The 15679-nt window shown below is 63.7% G+C and carries 16 protein-coding genes and 1 pseudogene; 9 read left to right on the top strand and 8 right to left on the bottom strand.

Going from position 1 to position 15679, the window contains the following annotated elements; all coding sequences use genetic code 11:
• Positions 1-7 precede the first annotated feature (7 nt).
• Positions 8-1036 carry a zinc-dependent alcohol dehydrogenase family protein gene (locus X742_RS154815; RefSeq protein ID WP_023772407.1) on the top strand — a complete coding sequence of 343 codons (1029 nt, stop codon included), beginning with the start codon at positions 8-10 and terminating at the stop codon, positions 1034-1036.
• A 99-nt stretch (positions 1037-1135) separates the two neighbouring features.
• Here X742_RS154815 and X742_RS154820 read toward each other — a convergent pair whose 3' ends face one another.
• On the bottom strand, positions 1136-2245 hold the full coding sequence (locus X742_RS154820; RefSeq protein ID WP_023772406.1) for a TRAP transporter substrate-binding protein: 1110 nt from the start codon (positions 2243-2245) through the stop codon (positions 1136-1138).
• 245 nt (positions 2246-2490) lie between these two features.
• Between X742_RS154820 and X742_RS154825 the strand changes: the two genes are divergently transcribed.
• On the top strand, positions 2491-3282 hold the full coding sequence (locus X742_RS154825) for a gamma-glutamyl-gamma-aminobutyrate hydrolase family protein (protein ID WP_245275541.1): 792 nt from the start codon (positions 2491-2493) through the stop codon (positions 3280-3282).
• Here the strand turns inward: X742_RS154825 and X742_RS154830 are convergent, their stop codons facing one another.
• The 5 genes from X742_RS154830 to X742_RS154850 form a co-directional block, all read right to left on the bottom strand.
• Positions 3283-3687 carry a hypothetical protein gene (locus X742_RS154830; RefSeq protein WP_032922027.1) on the bottom strand — a complete coding sequence of 135 codons (405 nt, stop codon included), beginning with the start codon at positions 3685-3687 and terminating at the stop codon, positions 3283-3285. It abuts the gene before it with no gap.
• 79 nt (positions 3688-3766) lie between these two features.
• On the bottom strand, positions 3767-4750 hold the full coding sequence (locus X742_RS154835) for a 2-hydroxyacid dehydrogenase (RefSeq protein WP_023772403.1): 984 nt from the start codon (positions 4748-4750) through the stop codon (positions 3767-3769).
• 142 nt (positions 4751-4892) lie between these two features.
• On the bottom strand, positions 4893-5915 hold the full coding sequence (locus tag X742_RS154840) for a LacI family DNA-binding transcriptional regulator (protein ID WP_023772401.1): 1023 nt from the start codon (positions 5913-5915) through the stop codon (positions 4893-4895).
• A gap of 67 nt (positions 5916-5982) precedes the next feature.
• Entirely contained in the window at positions 5983-6867 is an 885-nt protein-coding gene (locus tag X742_RS154845) for a DMT family transporter (RefSeq protein ID WP_032924836.1), read from the bottom strand.
• A gap of 192 nt (positions 6868-7059) precedes the next feature.
• Entirely contained in the window at positions 7060-7467 is a 408-nt protein-coding gene (locus tag X742_RS154850) for a DUF2000 family protein (protein ID WP_023772399.1), read from the bottom strand.
• Positions 7468-7519: 52 nt separating this feature from the next.
• Between X742_RS154850 and X742_RS154855 the strand changes: the two genes are divergently transcribed.
• Entirely contained in the window at positions 7520-8389 is an 870-nt protein-coding gene (locus X742_RS154855) for an AraC family transcriptional regulator (protein WP_023772398.1), read from the top strand.
• A gap of 12 nt (positions 8390-8401) precedes the next feature.
• Here the strand turns inward: X742_RS154855 and X742_RS154860 are convergent, their stop codons facing one another.
• The gene (locus X742_RS154860; protein ID WP_023772397.1) at positions 8402-8872 is read right to left on the bottom strand and encodes a MarR family transcriptional regulator; all 471 of its coding nucleotides are present in this window, start codon (positions 8870-8872) and stop codon (positions 8402-8404) included.
• 421 nt (positions 8873-9293) lie between these two features.
• Here X742_RS154860 and X742_RS154865 point away from each other — a divergent pair, with 421 nt between their 5' ends.
• The 4 genes from X742_RS154865 (at position 9294) to X742_RS154880 (ending at position 12298) form a co-directional block, all read left to right on the top strand.
• Positions 9294-10346, top strand: a complete 1053-nt coding sequence (locus tag X742_RS154865; RefSeq protein ID WP_023772396.1) for a GTP-binding protein — start codon at positions 9294-9296, stop codon at positions 10344-10346.
• A gap of 78 nt (positions 10347-10424) precedes the next feature.
• Positions 10425-10703 carry a DUF1778 domain-containing protein gene (locus X742_RS154870; protein WP_023772395.1) on the top strand — a complete coding sequence of 93 codons (279 nt, stop codon included), beginning with the start codon at positions 10425-10427 and terminating at the stop codon, positions 10701-10703.
• Positions 10700-11227: an acetyltransferase gene (locus X742_RS154875; protein WP_023772394.1), complete on the top strand. Its 528-nt coding sequence runs from the start codon at positions 10700-10702 to the stop codon at positions 11225-11227. Before X742_RS154870 ends, X742_RS154875 begins: the two co-directional genes overlap by 4 nt.
• A 96-nt stretch (positions 11228-11323) precedes the next feature.
• Positions 11324-12298: a WD40 repeat domain-containing protein gene (locus X742_RS154880; RefSeq protein WP_023772393.1), complete on the top strand. Its 975-nt coding sequence runs from the start codon at positions 11324-11326 to the stop codon at positions 12296-12298.
• Positions 12299-12312: 14 nt separating this feature from the next.
• On the opposite strand, the gene X742_RS154885 is transcribed toward X742_RS154880, so the two are convergent.
• On the bottom strand, positions 12313-12765 hold the full coding sequence (locus tag X742_RS154885; protein ID WP_023772392.1) for a hypothetical protein: 453 nt from the start codon (positions 12763-12765) through the stop codon (positions 12313-12315).
• A gap of 157 nt (positions 12766-12922) precedes the next feature.
• Between X742_RS154885 and X742_RS154890 the strand changes: the two genes are divergently transcribed.
• Positions 12923-14302, top strand: a complete 1380-nt coding sequence (locus X742_RS154890; RefSeq protein WP_023772391.1) for an aspartate aminotransferase family protein — start codon at positions 12923-12925, stop codon at positions 14300-14302.
• Between the two features lie 31 nt (positions 14303-14333).
• Positions 14334-15643 (top strand): annotated as a pseudogene (locus tag X742_RS01000000170130) (glutamine synthetase family protein).
• Positions 15644-15679 lie beyond the last annotated feature (36 nt).

Here is a 15679-nt window from a genome sequence, read left to right as displayed (position 1 = left end):
TGATGCCATGAAAGCCGTGCGGTTGGAGGCAGTAGGCAGCATCTCGTTGCGCGAGATCGCCAAGCCGGTCCCTGGCCCGGACGACCTCCTGGTGCGGATCGAGGCATGCGGTGTCTGCGGCACCGACCGGCATCTTTTCCACGGCGAGTTCCCCTGCAGGCCGCCAGTGACACCCGGGCACGAATTCTCCGGCATCGTCGAGGAAGTCGGCACCGCCGTCTCCGGCTTTGCCGTCGGCGACCGCGTCACCGGCGATCCCAACATCGCCTGCGGGCGCTGCGGCCAATGCCATGCCGGCCGCGTCAATTTATGCAGCAATCTCACCGCCATCGGCATCCACCGCGACGGCGGCTTTGCCGACTATGTGGTGATGCCGCGGAAACAGGCCTTTGTCCTTCCCGCGGATCTGAAGCCAACACATGGTGCTTTCTGCGAGCCGCTCGGCTGCTGCCTGCACGGTGTCGACCTTGCCGAGGTCAGGCCCGGCAGCTCGGTGGTCGTGCTCGGCGGCGGCGTCATTGGCCTGCTTACAGTTCAACTGGCGCGGCTGGCCGGGGCCACCACCATCATCCTGTCGACACGGCAAGCCTCGCGGCGCGCTCTTGCCAGGGAACTCGGTGCGACGGCTTCGGTCGATCCCACCGCCACCGATGTGATCGACGCCATCACCAGTCCGGCCGGACTGATGCCTGGCGGCGCCGACGTGGTGTTCGAATGCGCTGGAGTGCGCGAGACCGTCGAGCAGTCGATGCGGCTGGCAAGGGCGGGCGGCACCGTCGTCATCGTCGGCGTGACGCCGCAAGGCATGAAGGCGGAATTCGAGCCCTTCGACCTGTTGTTCCGCGAACTCAAGGTAGTGGGCTCATTCCTCAATCCCTACACGCATCGCCGCGCCGCCGAGCTTATCGCGGCGGGCGTGATCGAGATCGATCGGCTGATCTCCAGGCAAGTCACGCTTGAGGAGGCGCCAGGGGTGATCGCCAATCCGCCGGCTCCGGGTGAAGTGAAGGTGCTGGTGGTGCCAGCCATGGGCTGAGGTTCAGGCTTCGGGCATTTGGCAATTGCCTTCGCGTCGAGCAAAAAAAGCCCCGGAAAACAAAGTACCCCGGGGCTTCGAAAAGCAAAGCGCGATCGCCTACAGCTTGCCGTTGCGCTGCTGGACCATCATGAAGGTGTCGTAATTGTATTCGGCCACCTGCGCCCAGAGATAGTGCTCCTTGCGGAAGCCCTTGATCGATTCCCAGATCTTCTTGAACGGCGCGTTCGAGGTTTCCATCTCGGCGTAGACCTCGTTGGCCTTCTCGAAGCAGGCGCCCATGATCTCTTGGCTGAATGGGCGCAGTTTGGCGCCGCCGGCCACCAGCCGCTTCACCGCCGGAGGGTTCACATAGTCATATTTCTGCAGCATGTTGGCGTCCGCGGCCTGGGCGCACGTGCGCAGCAGCGACTTGTAGGTCGGCGAAAGCTCGTCGTATTTCGCCTTGTTGAACATCAGGTGGACGGTCGGGCCGCCTTCCCACCAGCCGGGGTAGTAATAATAGGGCGCGACCTTGTAGAAACCGAGCTTCTCGTCGTCATAGGGGCCGACCCATTCGGCGGCGTCGATGGTGCCCTTTTCCAGCGCCGGGTAGATGTCGCCGCCGGCGATCTGCTGCGGCACGACGCCGAGCTTCTGCACCACTTTGCCGGCAAAGCCGCCGATGCGCATCTTGAGGCCGGAGAGGTCGGCGACGGTATTGATCTCCTTGCGGAACCAGCCACCCATCTGCACGCCGGTGTTGCCGCCCGGCAGGCCGAACAGACCTTGCGTGGCAAGGAACTCATTGAACAGGTCGATGCCGCCGCCGTGGTAGTGCCATGCATTCATGCCGCGCGCGTTGAGCGAAAACGGCACCGCCGCACCCAGCGCCCATGTCGGGTCCTTGCCCCAGTAATAATATGCCACCGTGTGGCAGGCCTCGACCGTGCCGGCCGTGGTGGCGTCGGCGGCCTGCAGGCCGGGAACGAGCTCGCCGGCGGCAAAGACCTGGATCTGGAAATTGCCGTCGGTGGCTTCCGACAGCATCTTGGAGAACACTTCGGCCCCGCCATAGATGGTGTCGAGCGACTTCGGGAAGGACGACGCCAATCGCCACGTCACCTTGGGGTTGGACTGGGCGATTGCCGGTGCGGCGAGCGTGGCCGCCGCCGCGGCTGCGCCGACGCCGGTGACGCCGGCCTTGCGGATAAATGAACGACGATCCATGCAGTTCCTCCCTTTTGGACCAACAAACCGACGCTCGGGGAATCCTCGGGCTCCGCATCGGTTCGCCGAAACAATACACGGGCAAGGAGTCGAGTCCAGCACGGCGGCCGGATTTGGTGTCAAAGCCATGCGACCCTGCAACTATAGTCTAAACAGGCGGTTTCGTGGCCCATGCGACACGCTGAGACTTGGCTGGAAAAACACCATGGGATCGCTTATTTTAAAGGCAGGACATCCCTTGCCAGATGGAAGACAGACACAAAATGCAGCAGCCGCTCGTCGCCATATCGACCGACGTCCGTCAATTCGACAACTACACCTGGCATGCCGCCCCCCAACAATATCTGGAAGCAGCAATCGTAGGTGCCGGCGTTTTCCCACTGCTCGTGCCCTCGTTCGGCGACCGGCTGGACTTCGACGAGCTTCTGTCGTCGGTCGACGGCGTCATGCTGACGGGCTCGAAGTCCAACGTCGACCCCTCGCTCTATGGCGGCGATCCCAGCGAAGCGAACGGGCCCTATGACACCGCGCGCGACTCCACGACCCTGCCGCTGATCCGCAAGGCGATCGAGCGCGGCGTGCCGCTGCTTGCCATCTGCCGCGGCATCCAGGAATTGAACGTGGCGCTCGGCGGCACACTGGGCACCGAGATCCAGGAGCGCGAGGGGTCGCTGGACCACCGTGCGGCGGTGAGCGACAAACAGGATGAGCGCTTCGCCATCCACCAGACCATTTCGATCAAGCCAGGCAGTTGCCTGGCCGGCGTGTTCGGCGCCGGCGACATCAAGGTCAATTCCTTGCATCGCCAGGCGATCGACCGGCTGGGATCGAAGCTCGAGATCGAGGCTGTCGCGACCGACGGCACGGTCGAAGCGGTTTCGGTCAAGGGTGCCCGCGCCTTCGCCCTCGGCGTCCAGTGGCATCCCGAATACTGGGTCAAGTCGGACAGCAATTCCGCCAAGATTTTTCGCGCTTTCGGCGACGCGGTGCGCCTGCATGCCGCCGCGAAAGCCGGCGCACGGGCGGCGGCGGAGTAGTCAGTCTCGGTGTTTCAAGCCACCGCCTGATGCCAGCGACAGCAACGGTAGGACCGGCGCGTAGGATTCGTAGCCATCGCCATCAGCCACGGCAAAGGTGACGATCGGATCGGTGCCGTTGGCGCTGAATGCGACGGTTCCGTCGCTTTGCTCGCGCCAGAATTTCGCCCGCTCGAGGCCCGGCAGGAGCCGTCGGCAATTCGGCGCCACCGTCAGCAGCGACAGGCCATCCGAGACCGTGGCGCCGCGCGTGATCGCGCAGGCGCCCTCATCGCCATTGGCGACCAGCCTGTAGGTATTTGAAGGGGTGGCCTCATTCGCAGCGCTTGCCCCGCTGCCGTCATGAAGCAATTGAATGCCGCCCAATAGCGCGGCGGCGGCGATCAAGGCGGAAAGCGTTTTCATCATTCTTCATCCGGCACACAGGATGAATAATGATTTCAGAGGGTTAATCCGACGTTAATAATTATGGCAGCGCCACCGCTCAAGGGCGAGCCTTCACATGCGCCGTCTCCGGCACTGGTGTCAGCGGCCTGCGGTCGCTGAACCACGACACCAGATTGTCGACGCACAGATCGGCCATGGCGCGGCGTGTGTGCTCAGAGGCCGAGCCGACATGCGGCAACAGAGAGGCGTTTGGTAAGTCGAGCAACGCCTTGGGGACATTTGGCTCGTCGGCGAAGACATCGAGGCCTGCGGCGGCGATGGTGCCGTCGGCGAGAGCGGCCGCAAGCGCCGCCTCGTCAACGGTGCTGCCGCGGCCGATGTTGACGAAGACGCCGTTCGCGCCGAGCGCCGACAGGATCTCGGCATTGACCGCTTTCTGTGTCGAAGCACCGCCAGGCGCCACCGAAATCAGCGTGTCGACTGCCTCGGCCAAGCCCTTCAGCGTGTCATGGTACTGGAAGGACAAGCCTTCGACCCGGCGTCGGTTGTGATAAGCGATCGGCAGGCCGAAGGCCTCCAGCCGCCTGGCAATGGCCTGCCCGATGCGGCCCATGCCGAAAATACCGACGCGGCGCGCGCGCAAGGTCAGCCGGCTCAGCGGATAGTTGCCCTTCTTCGCCCAGCTGCCGTCACGCAACCAGGTCTCGGCACGCGGCAGGTCGCGCACCGTGTTGATCAGCAGCCCGATGGCGGTGTCGGCGACCTCTTCGGTCAGGACGTCGGGTGTGTTGGTGACCATGATGTTCTTCGCCCGGGCATGGCCGACATCGACCGAATCATAGCCGACGCCGAAAGAGGCGATGAGTTCTAGGTTCGGTAATGCATCCATCATCGCCGCACCAATCCCGGCAAACGAAGCGATGCCACGCACCGTGCGGCGCATCTCCTCGGTGACCAGCGCCGGATCGGCGCGCTCGATGCCGACGCGCCTGAATGTCCGCTCGATCCGCCCGACGGCGTGATCGTTGAAATCCGCCGGCACCAGAATGGCAACGGCTTCCAATTGTTCGGCCTTGGTCATGCACGCTCCACCGGNGTGACCAGCGCCGGATCGGCGCGCTCGATGCCGACGCGCCTGAATGTCCGCTCGATCCGCCCGACGGCGTGGTCGTTGAAATCCGCCGGCACCAGAATGGCAACGGCTTCCAATTGTTCGGCCTTGGTCATGCACGCTCCACCGGCTTGCCGGTCGACTGGCGCACGTGCAGTTCCGGCTTGATCAATTCTTGCGAGGGCCGCACCGTCTGTCCGTTGAGCTTGTCGAGCAGTGCGCTGGCGGCGCGGCGGCCGACCTCGCGCTGGCCATTCCAGACGGTGGTCAGCGCCGGCGTGGCGATAGCCGCCTCCTCGAGGTCATCATAGCCGGTAACGGAGATGTCGACGCCCGGCACAAGGCCGGCACGCGCAATGCCGTTCATTAGGCCGATGGCGACGAGGTCGTTCCAGCAGCAAGCGGCGGTCGGTCTGTCCTTCAGCGCCAGAAACTGCCCAGCGGCCTCGAAGCCAGCCTGCTTGGTGCGCGGGCCCGATATGCGCCAGGACGGTCTGACCTCCAGCCCGGCCGCCTCCATGGCGTTGACATAGCCCTGGTAGCGATCGCGGCCGGTCGAGGTCTGGTCGGTGCCGCCGATCATGGCGATGCGCTTGTGGCCGAGCGAGATCAGATGATTGGTGGCGAGGCCCGTGCCATAGGCATCGTCGCCGCGAAACACCGGTACGTCGGCCCCCTCGACGGTGCGTGCGATCAGCACCGCCGGCAGCCCATTCTCCTCGGCCATGACGATATCGGACGCCGGCGTGCCGATGGCCGGCGACATGATGACGCCATCGGCGCCGAGCTGCAGCAATGTATCGATGAAGGTGCGCTGCTTTTCGAGCTGATCGTAGTGATTGGACAGGATGAAGGTCTGCCGGCTGCGGTCGAGCTCACTCTCGATCGAGCGCAGAATCTCGGCGAAGAACGGGTTCATGATATCATGGACGACGACACCGACAATGCCCGAGCGCGAAGTGCGCAGGCTGGCGGCGCGGCGGTTGTAGATATAGCCGATGGCGCGCGCATGTTCCTTGATGCGGTCGCGTGTCGAGCCGGCAACCAGCGGGCTGTCGCGCAGTGCCAAGGACACGGTGGCCGTGGACACGCCGAGCGCATCCGCGATCGTCGACAGCTTGATCTTCTGTGCCAGCCTTCCGCTCCCCGTCGCCTTTTTTAAACTGTTTAAGGGCGGCCTTATGCCATCGATCCGGGCCAAATCAAAGTTTTTTTGCCAGCGCCTCGGCCTCCACATCCGAAGCCGCGCGGCTGCGCAGCCTGAGCCGATGTTCGCGATGGACGATGTAGAGGCCGCTGGCGACGATGATGGCGGCGCCGACCAACGTCCAGCGGTCGGGGAACTGCTTGAAGACAAGCCAGCCCGAAATGATCATCCACACCATTTGCGAATAGGGATATGGCGCGAGCGCCGTGGTGGTCGCCAGCCGATAGGCCTGGACCAGCAGCCAATGGCCGACACCGCCGAACACGCCAAGCATGAGCAGCACGAACCAGTGCCAGCCATCATGCGGCAGCGAAAAAGAAAACGGCAGCAGGGGCAACAGCAGGACCGTCGGCGCCAGGGCCGAGAACAGGATCAGGCTCTCGGGAGTCTCGTTCGCCGACATGCGGCGCGTCATGATGACATAGAAGCAGTTCGATAGCATCGAGCCGAGCGCGAAGAGATGTCCGATGCCGAAAACGCCGACACCGGGCCGCGTGATGATCAGGACCCCGGCGAAAGCGGCCAGGATCGCCAGCCAGCGCCGCCAGCCGGCCCATTCGCCGAGCAGCGGTCCGGCAAGGGCGGTGATCACCATCGGCCCGAAGAAATAGATGGACGTCGTCTCGGCCAGTTGCAGGGAGCGCAGCGCCAGGACATTGAACATGGTCGAGCCGAACAGGAATGCGCCGCGCATCACATGCGCCGGCAGGTTGCCCGGTCGAAATCGCATCGGTTCGCGCCAGCCACGCAGCAGCGCTCCAACGAGCACGACATGCACGGCAAAGCGTACCCAGGCGACGATCAGGACGGAGACGCCGGCCAGGACGAGATATTTGCTGCTGGTGTCGAGGAAGGTGAAGAAGACATAGGTGGTCAGCATGCACAGGATCGCCACCGGGGGCGTCGCGCTTTCGACATATCTTTGGGAAGGATTCACGTGCAGGCCGGGGAAAAGCTGGGCTGGACCCCAACTTTGCGGGAATTGCGGCTTGCCCGCAAGCCAATTGTCGCCCGCAGCCGCGCCTAAGCTCGCTGGTACAACAACAGCCGCCGCCAGGCTTAGTTCCGGGCGCTACGTATGCATGCGGGCGCCCTTGGTTATCTTGTCGACCACCTTCTTCTCGGCTCGCAGCGCCATGCCGACCACCTTGGCATCTTCGGGCGCGAATTCGGCAAAGACGGCGCGGTTGGCTGCATCGAAGCCGGTCGAGAACATCTCCTCGACATAGAGCGAGGTAGTGACGCCGCGTTCCAGCGCACGCCGATGGATCGCACTTATCGTTGCCTGGTCGGCCGAGAGCACGATGACCGGCTGGATCGACAAGGGATTGTAGAGGTTGCCTGCGCGATCGCGATAGGGTTCGCCGATGATGTCGGGGGATTGCGCGACGATGCCGCTGGTCAGGAAGGCGGTGACGTTGAGTTTCTGCCAGACGGCCAGGTCTTGCCGCAGCACGATTGCAAATTTCGTATCGAACATGAGAAAGTGAGCCATTCAAAGTTAGGCCCCTGTAGCGGGGCTGAAGGAGACGATGTCGTTCGATCTAGACCGCCAGGCCTTCGAGGGTCTTGGACGTTTGTGCGCCGATGCCGCTGAAAACTGCATCATCTCCGCTCCCGATCCCGCGGGGATGGAACGCATCGAGGCGCGGTTTCACGGCAGCGCCTTCGATCCGCACCGCCACGACACCTACGCGATCGGGGTGACGCTGCGCGGCGTGCAGACCTTCCGCTATCGCGGCGCGGCACGGCTGAGCCTGCCCGGCCAGGTCATCGTGCTGCATCCGGACGAGTTGCACGATGGCGGCGCGGGCACGGAAGAAGGCCTGCGCTACAGGATGCTCTATCTGGAGCCGCCACTGATGCTCGGCTGTCTCGGCGGCACGGCGCTGCCCTTCGTCAGGGAGGGCGTGGTGACAGACGAGGCCTTCTGCGCGACGCTGCTGTCGGCGCTCGGGCCATTGGAGCAGGAACTCGACGAGCTGTTCGTCGACGACTTCCTGGCGCGGCTGATGCAAAGTCTGAACCGGCATGCCGGCAAGCCGGCAAAGCCAATAGCCGAGACGGCGTGGCGAGCGGCGACGCTGGCGGGTGAGTATCTCACGGAAAACCTCGACCGGCCGGTGCGTTCGGGTGAGTTGGAAGCCGTCACGGGTCTCGACCGCTATGCCCTGTCGAGACATTTCCGCGCGGCCTTCTCGACCAGCCCGCATCGCTTCCTGGTAATGCGCCGGCTTCAGCGGGCGCGCAGGATGATCGCCGCCGGCGCGTCCCTGGCACAGATCGCGATCGAGGCCGGCTTCAGCGACCAGAGCCACTTCAACAGGCAATTCAAGAAAGCGTTCGGCATGACGCCGGGCCGTTGGTCGTCCTTGATCCACGGAAATGCCGTGGCAGCCTGACGGCCGGAGAGATCAGTCGTCCGTCTCGGCGTCGTCGTCGATCAGCACCAGCTCCTCGTTGGAGAGGTTGGCCTCGATGCGGGCGAGCAGCTTGAACAGCGCCTTCTGGTCCTTCTTGTCGAGGCCCCTGAGCGCCTGCTTCTCTGTCTTCTTCACTGACTTCTCGATGGCGCGGATGGTTTCACGGCCGGTATCGGTGAGGAAGATATGGGCCTGGCGGGCATCGGAGTCCGACGCGCGTTTCTCCAGAAAACCCTGTGCCTGCAGCCGGTTGATGGTCTTGGTGATGGTCGGCGGACGCACGCCGAGGCGACCGGCGAGATTGCCCGGCGTCTGGCCGTCCTCACGGTCCAGCGCCAGCATGATCTGGTCCTGGCCGGCGTAAAAGCCATGCGCCAGGAGCCGTGCCGCCAGGGCGGTCCTTGCCAGCCTTGCCGCTGAATGCAGCCGGCTCATCGTTGCAGTCTTGTCCGCCTTGGCCATGGTCATCCCTCTTCGGCCGGGCCGGTGCGCACAGCATAGACGCAGCCGGCCGGTTGGCAATCGACGATCGAAAAAGATTCCGGCATCCGAAACAGCTTTGCCGGCAAGCATTCGCGGCGTCCGCCGTGGTGATGCCAGATGTTTATTTCAGTTAGATGACAAACGACTTTCGCGTGAAGGGAATTCGGAGCGCCACTGCGTGAATGCGATTTGACGACCGGGCAGCTCTCGCACCAGGCCCTTGCTCTTCCACGCGGGGGGCGGCGGCGGCTTTCCGCGGCCATGATGTCGGGACGATCCCGGTCGGCAGCTTTGGCCCATGGTTTTGCCCCGTGCAAAAGCCCGGCGCACATCCTATATGGAACCGACAATCCCTTTTTCGCGGCCTGAATTTCAGGGCCTAGTCATTTCGAGGCAAGCCATGAGCGAAGCGCAGACACAGATCCCCGTAACCGTCCTCACCGGCTATCTCGGCGCCGGCAAGACGACGCTGCTCAACCGCATCCTGTCGGAAAACCACGGCAGGCGTTACGCCGTCATAGTCAACGAATTCGGCGAGATCGGCATCGACAACGACCTGATCGTGGAATCCGACGAGGAGATCTACGAGATGAACAATGGCTGCGTCTGTTGCACGGTGCGCGGCGACCTGATCCGCGTCGTCGAGGGCTTGATGCGGCGGCCCGGCCGCTTCGACGCCATCGTCGTCGAGACCACCGGGCTGGCCGATCCGGTGCCGGTGGCGCAGACCTTCTTCATGGACGACGACGTGCGCTCCAAGACCAAGCTCGATGCCGTGGTGGCCCTGGTCGACGCCAAGCACCTGCCGCTCAGGCTCAAGGATTCCAAGGAAGCCGAGGACCAGATCGCCTTCGCCGACGTCGTCGTGCTCAACAAGACCGACCTCGTCACCCCGGAAGAACTCGCCAAGGTCGAGGCGACGATCCGCGCGATCAACCCGGCCGCCAAGATTCACCGCACGACGCGCGCCGGCGTGGCGCTGTCGGAAGTGCTCGACCGTGGCGCCTTCGACCTGTCCAGGGCGCTGGAGAACGATCCGCATTTCCTCGAAGCGCATGATGAACATGATCACCATGATCATGATCATCACGACCATGATCATCACGACCACGATGGGCACGACCACCACCATCACACTCATCCGTCCGACATCCATGACGTGACGGTGCAGTCGGTGTCGCTGCGCGGCGGCGAGATGGACCCGAAGAAATTCTTCCCGTGGATCGAGAAGGTCACCCAGATGGAAGGCCCCAACATCCTGCGGCTGAAAGGCATCATCGCGCTCAAGGGCGATGACGAGCGCTATGTCATCCAGGGCGTGCACATGATCATCGAGGGCGACCACCAGCGCGCCTGGAAGGACGGCGAAAGGCATGAGAGCCGGCTGGTCTTCATCGGCCGCGAGCTCGACGCCGAGCGGCTGAAGAAGAGTTTTGACGCCTGCCAGGTCTAGGTTTAGCCACACGATTCAAAGGGCTTGAATTGTGCGATACGTACACATATCATGTGTACGTATCGATGAGGAACGGCCATGCCCAGACCTGCAGATAACAAGACCGAGCGCTATCAAATCCGCATTCCCCCTGCGGAGAAGGCGATGATCGCGCGCGCCGCTGCCCTCTCGCACAAAGACATGGCAGACTTTATCCTCGATAAGATCGTGCCTGCGGCGCAGGCGGTGATTGATGCAGCTGAAGTGACGAAGGTGTCCGACCGCGACTTTAAGCGCATCCTGGACCTGCTGGAACACCCGCCAAAACCCAACGCCAGGCTCAAGGCGGCGATTGCGGCCTTGCCGGACACTCTGTGACGCTTCCGTCCTGGCACGAGGAGCCAATAGCAAAACGCCACGATCGAGCGTCCTTCGATTGTGGCGACTTGCAGATGAACGAATTTCTGCGGCGGTTCGCGCGACAGAGCCATGATCAGAATGCGGCCAAGACCTTCTGCGCGATCGGCGATACAGCTTCGGGACGTGTACTCGGTTTTTATACGATCGCGCCGTCCGCCGTCGCTCATGAAGCCGTTCCCGCAGCCCTGACGAGAGGCTTGGCACGACACGAAGTTTCCGGCTTCAAGCTTGCCCGTCTTGCCACCGATCGCACGGTCGCCGGGCAAGGCCTTGGAGGTCAGTTGCTTGCCGCGGCAGCATTGCGCTGCCTGCGGCTTGCGGGAGAAGGGGGCGGCATTCTGCTCATCATCGAGGCCAAGAGCGAGCGGGCGGCAAAGTGGTATGCAAGCTTCGGCGCCGAGCGTCTCACAGGATCGGATTTGACTCTGGTGATGCCGTTGGCAGCATTCGCTGCGGATCTACGAGCCAAGGGGCTGCTTTGACGTCTGCCCCTTCATCACTTGCCAATCCCGATGGTTGTCGGAACCGCAAACGTCGAGTAAGCCGCCCTCTGCACTTTCATTGAACAAAGATAGCCCATGCCCACAGTTGCCCCGCTTGATCTCGAAGGCCATTGCGTCGCCGCCGTCTTCCTTGGCCACGTGCCGCATTTTGCGCTGGCTGACGGTGCTGTCCATCGGCTCGACAATGGCCACAAGACGGTGCAGGCCAATGACGGGCTGCTTGCCGCCTTCCATGACGCGGCCAATGACCGGCTGATCACCGGTGGCGAGGACGGCAAGGTTTTTGCCGTGAAAGCCGGCGGCGAGACCCAAGAGGTGGCGAACGCCGGGAAAAAATGGATCACCAGCGTCGCCGCCGGGCCGCAAGGCGCCATCGCGTATGCCACGGGCAAGACCGCCTTCGTGCGCTTCACCGACGGCAAGACCAGGGAATTTGCGCATCCGCGCTCGGTCGAGGGGCTGGCCTTCTCGCCCAAGGGCATGCGCTTCGGCGTCGCCCGTTACAATGGCGCGACGCTGCATTTCCCCGCCGCCGAGGGCAAGCCGGTGGAACTGGAATGGGCGGGCGCGCACACCGGCATCACCTTCTCGCCGGACGGCGCCTTTCTGGTCACCACCATGCAGGAAAACGCCCTGCATGGCTGGAAGCTGTCCGACGGCAAGCACATGCGCATGAGCGGCTATCCCGGCAAGGTCAAAAGCCTGTCATGGAGCGTGAAAGGCAAGTGGCTGGCCAGTTCGGGCGCGCCGGCGGCGATCGTCTGGCCGTTTTCGGGCAAGGACGGCCCGATGGGCAAGGCGCCGCTGGAACTTGGCACGCGCGGCAATGCCATGGTGACGGCGGTCGCCTGCCATCCGAGCCAGGACGTCGTCGCAGTCGGTTACGACGACGGCATGGTGATGGCCGTGCGCTTTTCCGACGCCAAGGAGGTGCTTTTGCGGCGACCAGGCAAGGGCGCCATCACCGCGATGATGTGGGACAGGGAAGAACGCCGCGTCGCCTTCGGCAGCGCCGCCGGCGATTGCGGCGTCATCGACATCATGGCCTAGCGGGGAATGGCCGATCACTCGGCGCCGCAGGAGACCTTGCCGGTCAGATCGATGGGCTTGCCATCGCTGTTCTTGTCGGCCGTGCTGTCATAGACAGCGAGCTTGTAATCCCCGTCATAGACGCCCTCGTCACTGGCCCTGGTCAGGACCGTCAATTCGACCGAACTGTAGGTCTTGGCGACCTCCTGCTCGTGGTAGATGTTCAGCCGCAGTTCCTTGTCGTCGAGCCAGTACTGGGTGAGGTTGGCATCCTCGAACACCGTCTTGTGCAATGGATCGCCGGCGGGCCTCGCCTTGATTTCGAGGTCGCCGCGGAAATTGAACGTCGGGCCGCCCATGCCCGTGGTGACGCCGGCATCGACCTGGAATTTGGCCTGCGGATCATCGACGGTGCACCAGATACCGCCGGTCGCGAACGCCGTGCCGGCGGACAGGAAGAGCATCGTCACGCAGATCATCGTCCGCATTCTTCCCCCCGCTCGTCGTTGCCCACAGCATTGGCGCCGACTTCGCCAGCGGGGTCAAGTGCCGCCGCTGGCGGCTGAGCCAATGCAGAAAGGACGCACGGCCAATTGCCGTTGCCAAGGTGGATTGGCTAAGAGCAACGAGCCAGAGGGATTTTTCATGCACGGCAACGACAGTTCAAAGACCATCGGCGGGATCAGCCCCGACCGCATCGCGCGATTGCGGGAGATGGAAGGGGCAGCCTTCCGCGAGGCGCGGCCGAGATCGCAAGCCAAGATCGGCAACGGCCTGCCCGGCTTCTTCGGCGGCGTGCCGATGCACTGGATGAATGATTGGCCGACACCGTTTCCGATCCTGGTCGACAGCGCCCGAGGCGCCACGATCACCGACATCGACGGCAACAAGCTCGACGATTTCTGCCTCGGCGACACCGGTTCGATGTTCGGCCACTCGCCTCCGCCGGTGGCGCGCGCCATTCGCCGCCAGGCCGGACGCGGCCTGACCTATATGCTGCCTTCCGAGGATGCGCTGGCCATCGGGCCGCTGCTGCAGCAGCGCTTCGGCCTGCCGTTCTGGCAGATCGCGACCACGGCGACCGACGCCAATCGCTTTGCGCTGCGCGTCGCCCGCGCCGTTACCTCCAGGGAAAAGATCCTGGTCTTCAACGGCTGCTATCACGGCTCGGTGGACGAGACGATGGTGCGGCTGATCGACGGCAAGCCCGTCAACCGGCCGGGACTGGCGGGCGAATTCCGCGACCTGACCCGCACGGCCAAGGTCATTGAGTTCAACGATGTCGCCGCTCTCGAGGCCGCATTGAAGGACAGGGACGTCGCCTGCGTCATCGCCGAACCGGTGCTGACCAATTCCTGCATGGTGCTGGCCGACCCCGGCTACCATGAGGCGCTGCGAAAGCTGACACGTGAAGCCGCCACCCTGCTCTTGATCGACGAGACGCATACGATCTCGACCGGCCCCGGCGGTTACACCGGTAAATATGGGCTGGAGCCCGACTTGTTCGTGCTGGGCAAGCCGATTGCCGGCGGCGTGCCGGCGAGCGTCTGGGGCATGAGCGAGGAGGTCGCCTCGCGCTATGCCGACTACAACAGGACGAAAGAGCCGGGATATTCCGGCATGGGGACGACGCTGTCGGCCAACCCGCTGCAGTTCGCCGCCATGCGCGCCACGCTCGAGCAGGTGATGACGCAAGAGAATTACGACCGCATGGATCATCTGGCGCGGCGGCTCGATGCCGGACTGACCGGCGTGATCGATCGTTACAATCTGCCCTGGCATGTCTCCCGCGTCGGGGCACGCGTCGAGTTCATCTGCGCGCCCGGCCCGCTGCGCAATGGTGCCGAGGCGGAAGTTGCGCATGCGCCGGAACTGGAGGCTGCCATCCATGTCGCGCTGGTTAATCGCGGCGTGCTGATCGCACCGTTCCACAACATGATGCTGATCTCGCCGGCAACGTCAGGCACCCAGGTCAACCGCCTGATCACCGCGTTTGGCGCGGTTGCGGCAAAGCTTGCGGCGTGAGACAAGCGCTCAAGCCAATCCGAGTGCGATCATGACCTCACCTTCGGGCTCGACGCCCACCGAGGCGCAAGCCTTCCTCGACGCCCATCCCGAGATCGAGGCCTTCGATATCGTGCTGACCGACGCCAATGGTGTGGGGCGCGGCAAGATCGTGCGCCGGCATGAGCTGAAAAGCATTTTCGAGGGCGGCCGGCATATGCCGATCTCGATTCTGGGCCTCGACATCACCGGCGAGGATGTACACGAAACCGGGCTGATCTGGGACAGCGGCGACGGCGATCTGAGGGCCTGGCCGATTCCGGGCACGCTGGTGCCGCTTTACGGCACGAAGCCACCGCGCGGCCAACTGCTGATGACGATGTACCATCTCGACGGCCAGCCAATGTCTTCGGACCCGCGGCTGGCGCTGGCCCGGCAGGTCGACATATTGGCCGCCAAGGGGCTCTATCCCGCTGGNTCGATGGACGCGTCTCGGGCAAGACCGAAGTTTATTCAGTCGACCATCTGCACGGCATGGAGCCGTTGTTCTCAGACATCTACGCCGCCGCCAAGGCGCAAGGCATTCCGGCCGAGACGGTGATTTCCGAATATGCGCCCGGCCAGTACGAACTGACGCTGAATTACCGCAAGAACGTGATGCGGGCGGCCGACGATCTGGTCATGCTGAAGCGGCTGGTGCGGGCGCAGGCGCGCCGCCATGGTGTTACCGCCTGCTTCATGGCCAAGCCGATCGAGAAATATGCCGGTTCNGGTATGCATTTCCATGTCTCGCTGCAGGACAAGGTCGGCCGAAACGTCTTTGCGGAAGCCGCCGGCGAGAGCTGGTCGCTGCCGCTGCTGCGTGGCCTCGGTGGGCTGATCCAGACAATGGCGGAATCAATGCTGGTGTTTGCGCCGCATGCCAATTCCTGGCGGCGCTTCGTCTCGCAATCCTATGCGCCGGTGGCCCCGAGCTGGGGCGTCAACAACCGCTCGGTGGCGTTGCGCGTGCCAGCGGGCGATGCGAAGAACCGGCGCATCGAGCATCGTCCATCAGGTGTCGACGCCAATCCGTATCTGATTGCCGCGACGGTGCTTGCCGGCATCGTCAAAGGCCTCGACGAAGGGCTCGATCCTGGCCCCGAAACGACCGGCAATGGCTATGAAGCGGCCGTCACCCGCACGACCATGCCGGCCGATTGGCGGGCCGCCATCGAAGCGGCCAGGGCGTCGAGCTTCCTGAAGGGCGCGCTCGGCGATGACCTGCACCGCACCTTTGTGGCGATTAAGCAGTCCGAGTACCTGCGCGTGGCGCGCACAGTGAACGAGCTGGACTATCATCTTTATCTGCACGAGGTCTGATGCCTGAGACCGGCGGCGATCACTTTTTTCGCCGTC

This window comes from Mesorhizobium sp. LNHC229A00 (assembly GCF_000502415.1).
Taxonomy (GTDB): Bacteria; Pseudomonadota; Alphaproteobacteria; order Rhizobiales; family Rhizobiaceae; genus Mesorhizobium.
This window is presented reverse-complemented; position numbering and strand designations above follow the sequence as displayed.

What these genes read in the sequence shown, in the direction of transcription:
- X742_RS154815 (WP_023772407.1), top strand. Translation starts at nt 8, where the DNA reads ATGAAAGCCGTGCGGTTGGAGGCAGTAGGCAGCATCTCGTTGCGCGAG.
- X742_RS154820 (WP_023772406.1), bottom strand. Translation starts at nt 2,245, where the DNA reads ATGGATCGTCGTTCATTTATCCGCAAGGCCGGCGTCACCGGCGTCGGC.
- X742_RS154825 (WP_245275541.1), top strand. Translation starts at nt 2,491, where the DNA reads ATGGAAGACAGACACAAAATGCAGCAGCCGCTCGTCGCCATATCGACC.
- X742_RS154830 (WP_032922027.1), bottom strand. Translation starts at nt 3,687, where the DNA reads ATGAAAACGCTTTCCGCCTTGATCGCCGCCGCCGCGCTATTGGGCGGC.
- X742_RS154835 (WP_023772403.1), bottom strand. Translation starts at nt 4,750, where the DNA reads ATGACCAAGGCCGAACAATTGGAAGCCGTTGCCATTCTGGTGCCGGCG.
- X742_RS154845 (WP_032924836.1), bottom strand. Translation starts at nt 6,867, where the DNA reads ATGCTGACCACCTATGTCTTCTTCACCTTCCTCGACACCAGCAGCAAA.
- X742_RS154850 (WP_023772399.1), bottom strand. Translation starts at nt 7,467, where the DNA reads ATGTTCGATACGAAATTTGCAATCGTGCTGCGGCAAGACCTGGCCGTC.
- X742_RS154855 (WP_023772398.1), top strand. Translation starts at nt 7,520, where the DNA reads ATGTCGTTCGATCTAGACCGCCAGGCCTTCGAGGGTCTTGGACGTTTG.
- X742_RS154860 (WP_023772397.1), bottom strand. Translation starts at nt 8,872, where the DNA reads ATGGCCAAGGCGGACAAGACTGCAACGATGAGCCGGCTGCATTCAGCG.
- X742_RS154865 (WP_023772396.1), top strand. Translation starts at nt 9,294, where the DNA reads ATGAGCGAAGCGCAGACACAGATCCCCGTAACCGTCCTCACCGGCTAT.
- X742_RS154870 (WP_023772395.1), top strand. Translation starts at nt 10,425, where the DNA reads ATGCCCAGACCTGCAGATAACAAGACCGAGCGCTATCAAATCCGCATT.
- X742_RS154880 (WP_023772393.1), top strand. Translation starts at nt 11,324, where the DNA reads ATGCCCACAGTTGCCCCGCTTGATCTCGAAGGCCATTGCGTCGCCGCC.
- X742_RS154885 (WP_023772392.1), bottom strand. Translation starts at nt 12,765, where the DNA reads ATGCGGACGATGATCTGCGTGACGATGCTCTTCCTGTCCGCCGGCACG.
- X742_RS154890 (WP_023772391.1), top strand. Translation starts at nt 12,923, where the DNA reads ATGCACGGCAACGACAGTTCAAAGACCATCGGCGGGATCAGCCCCGAC.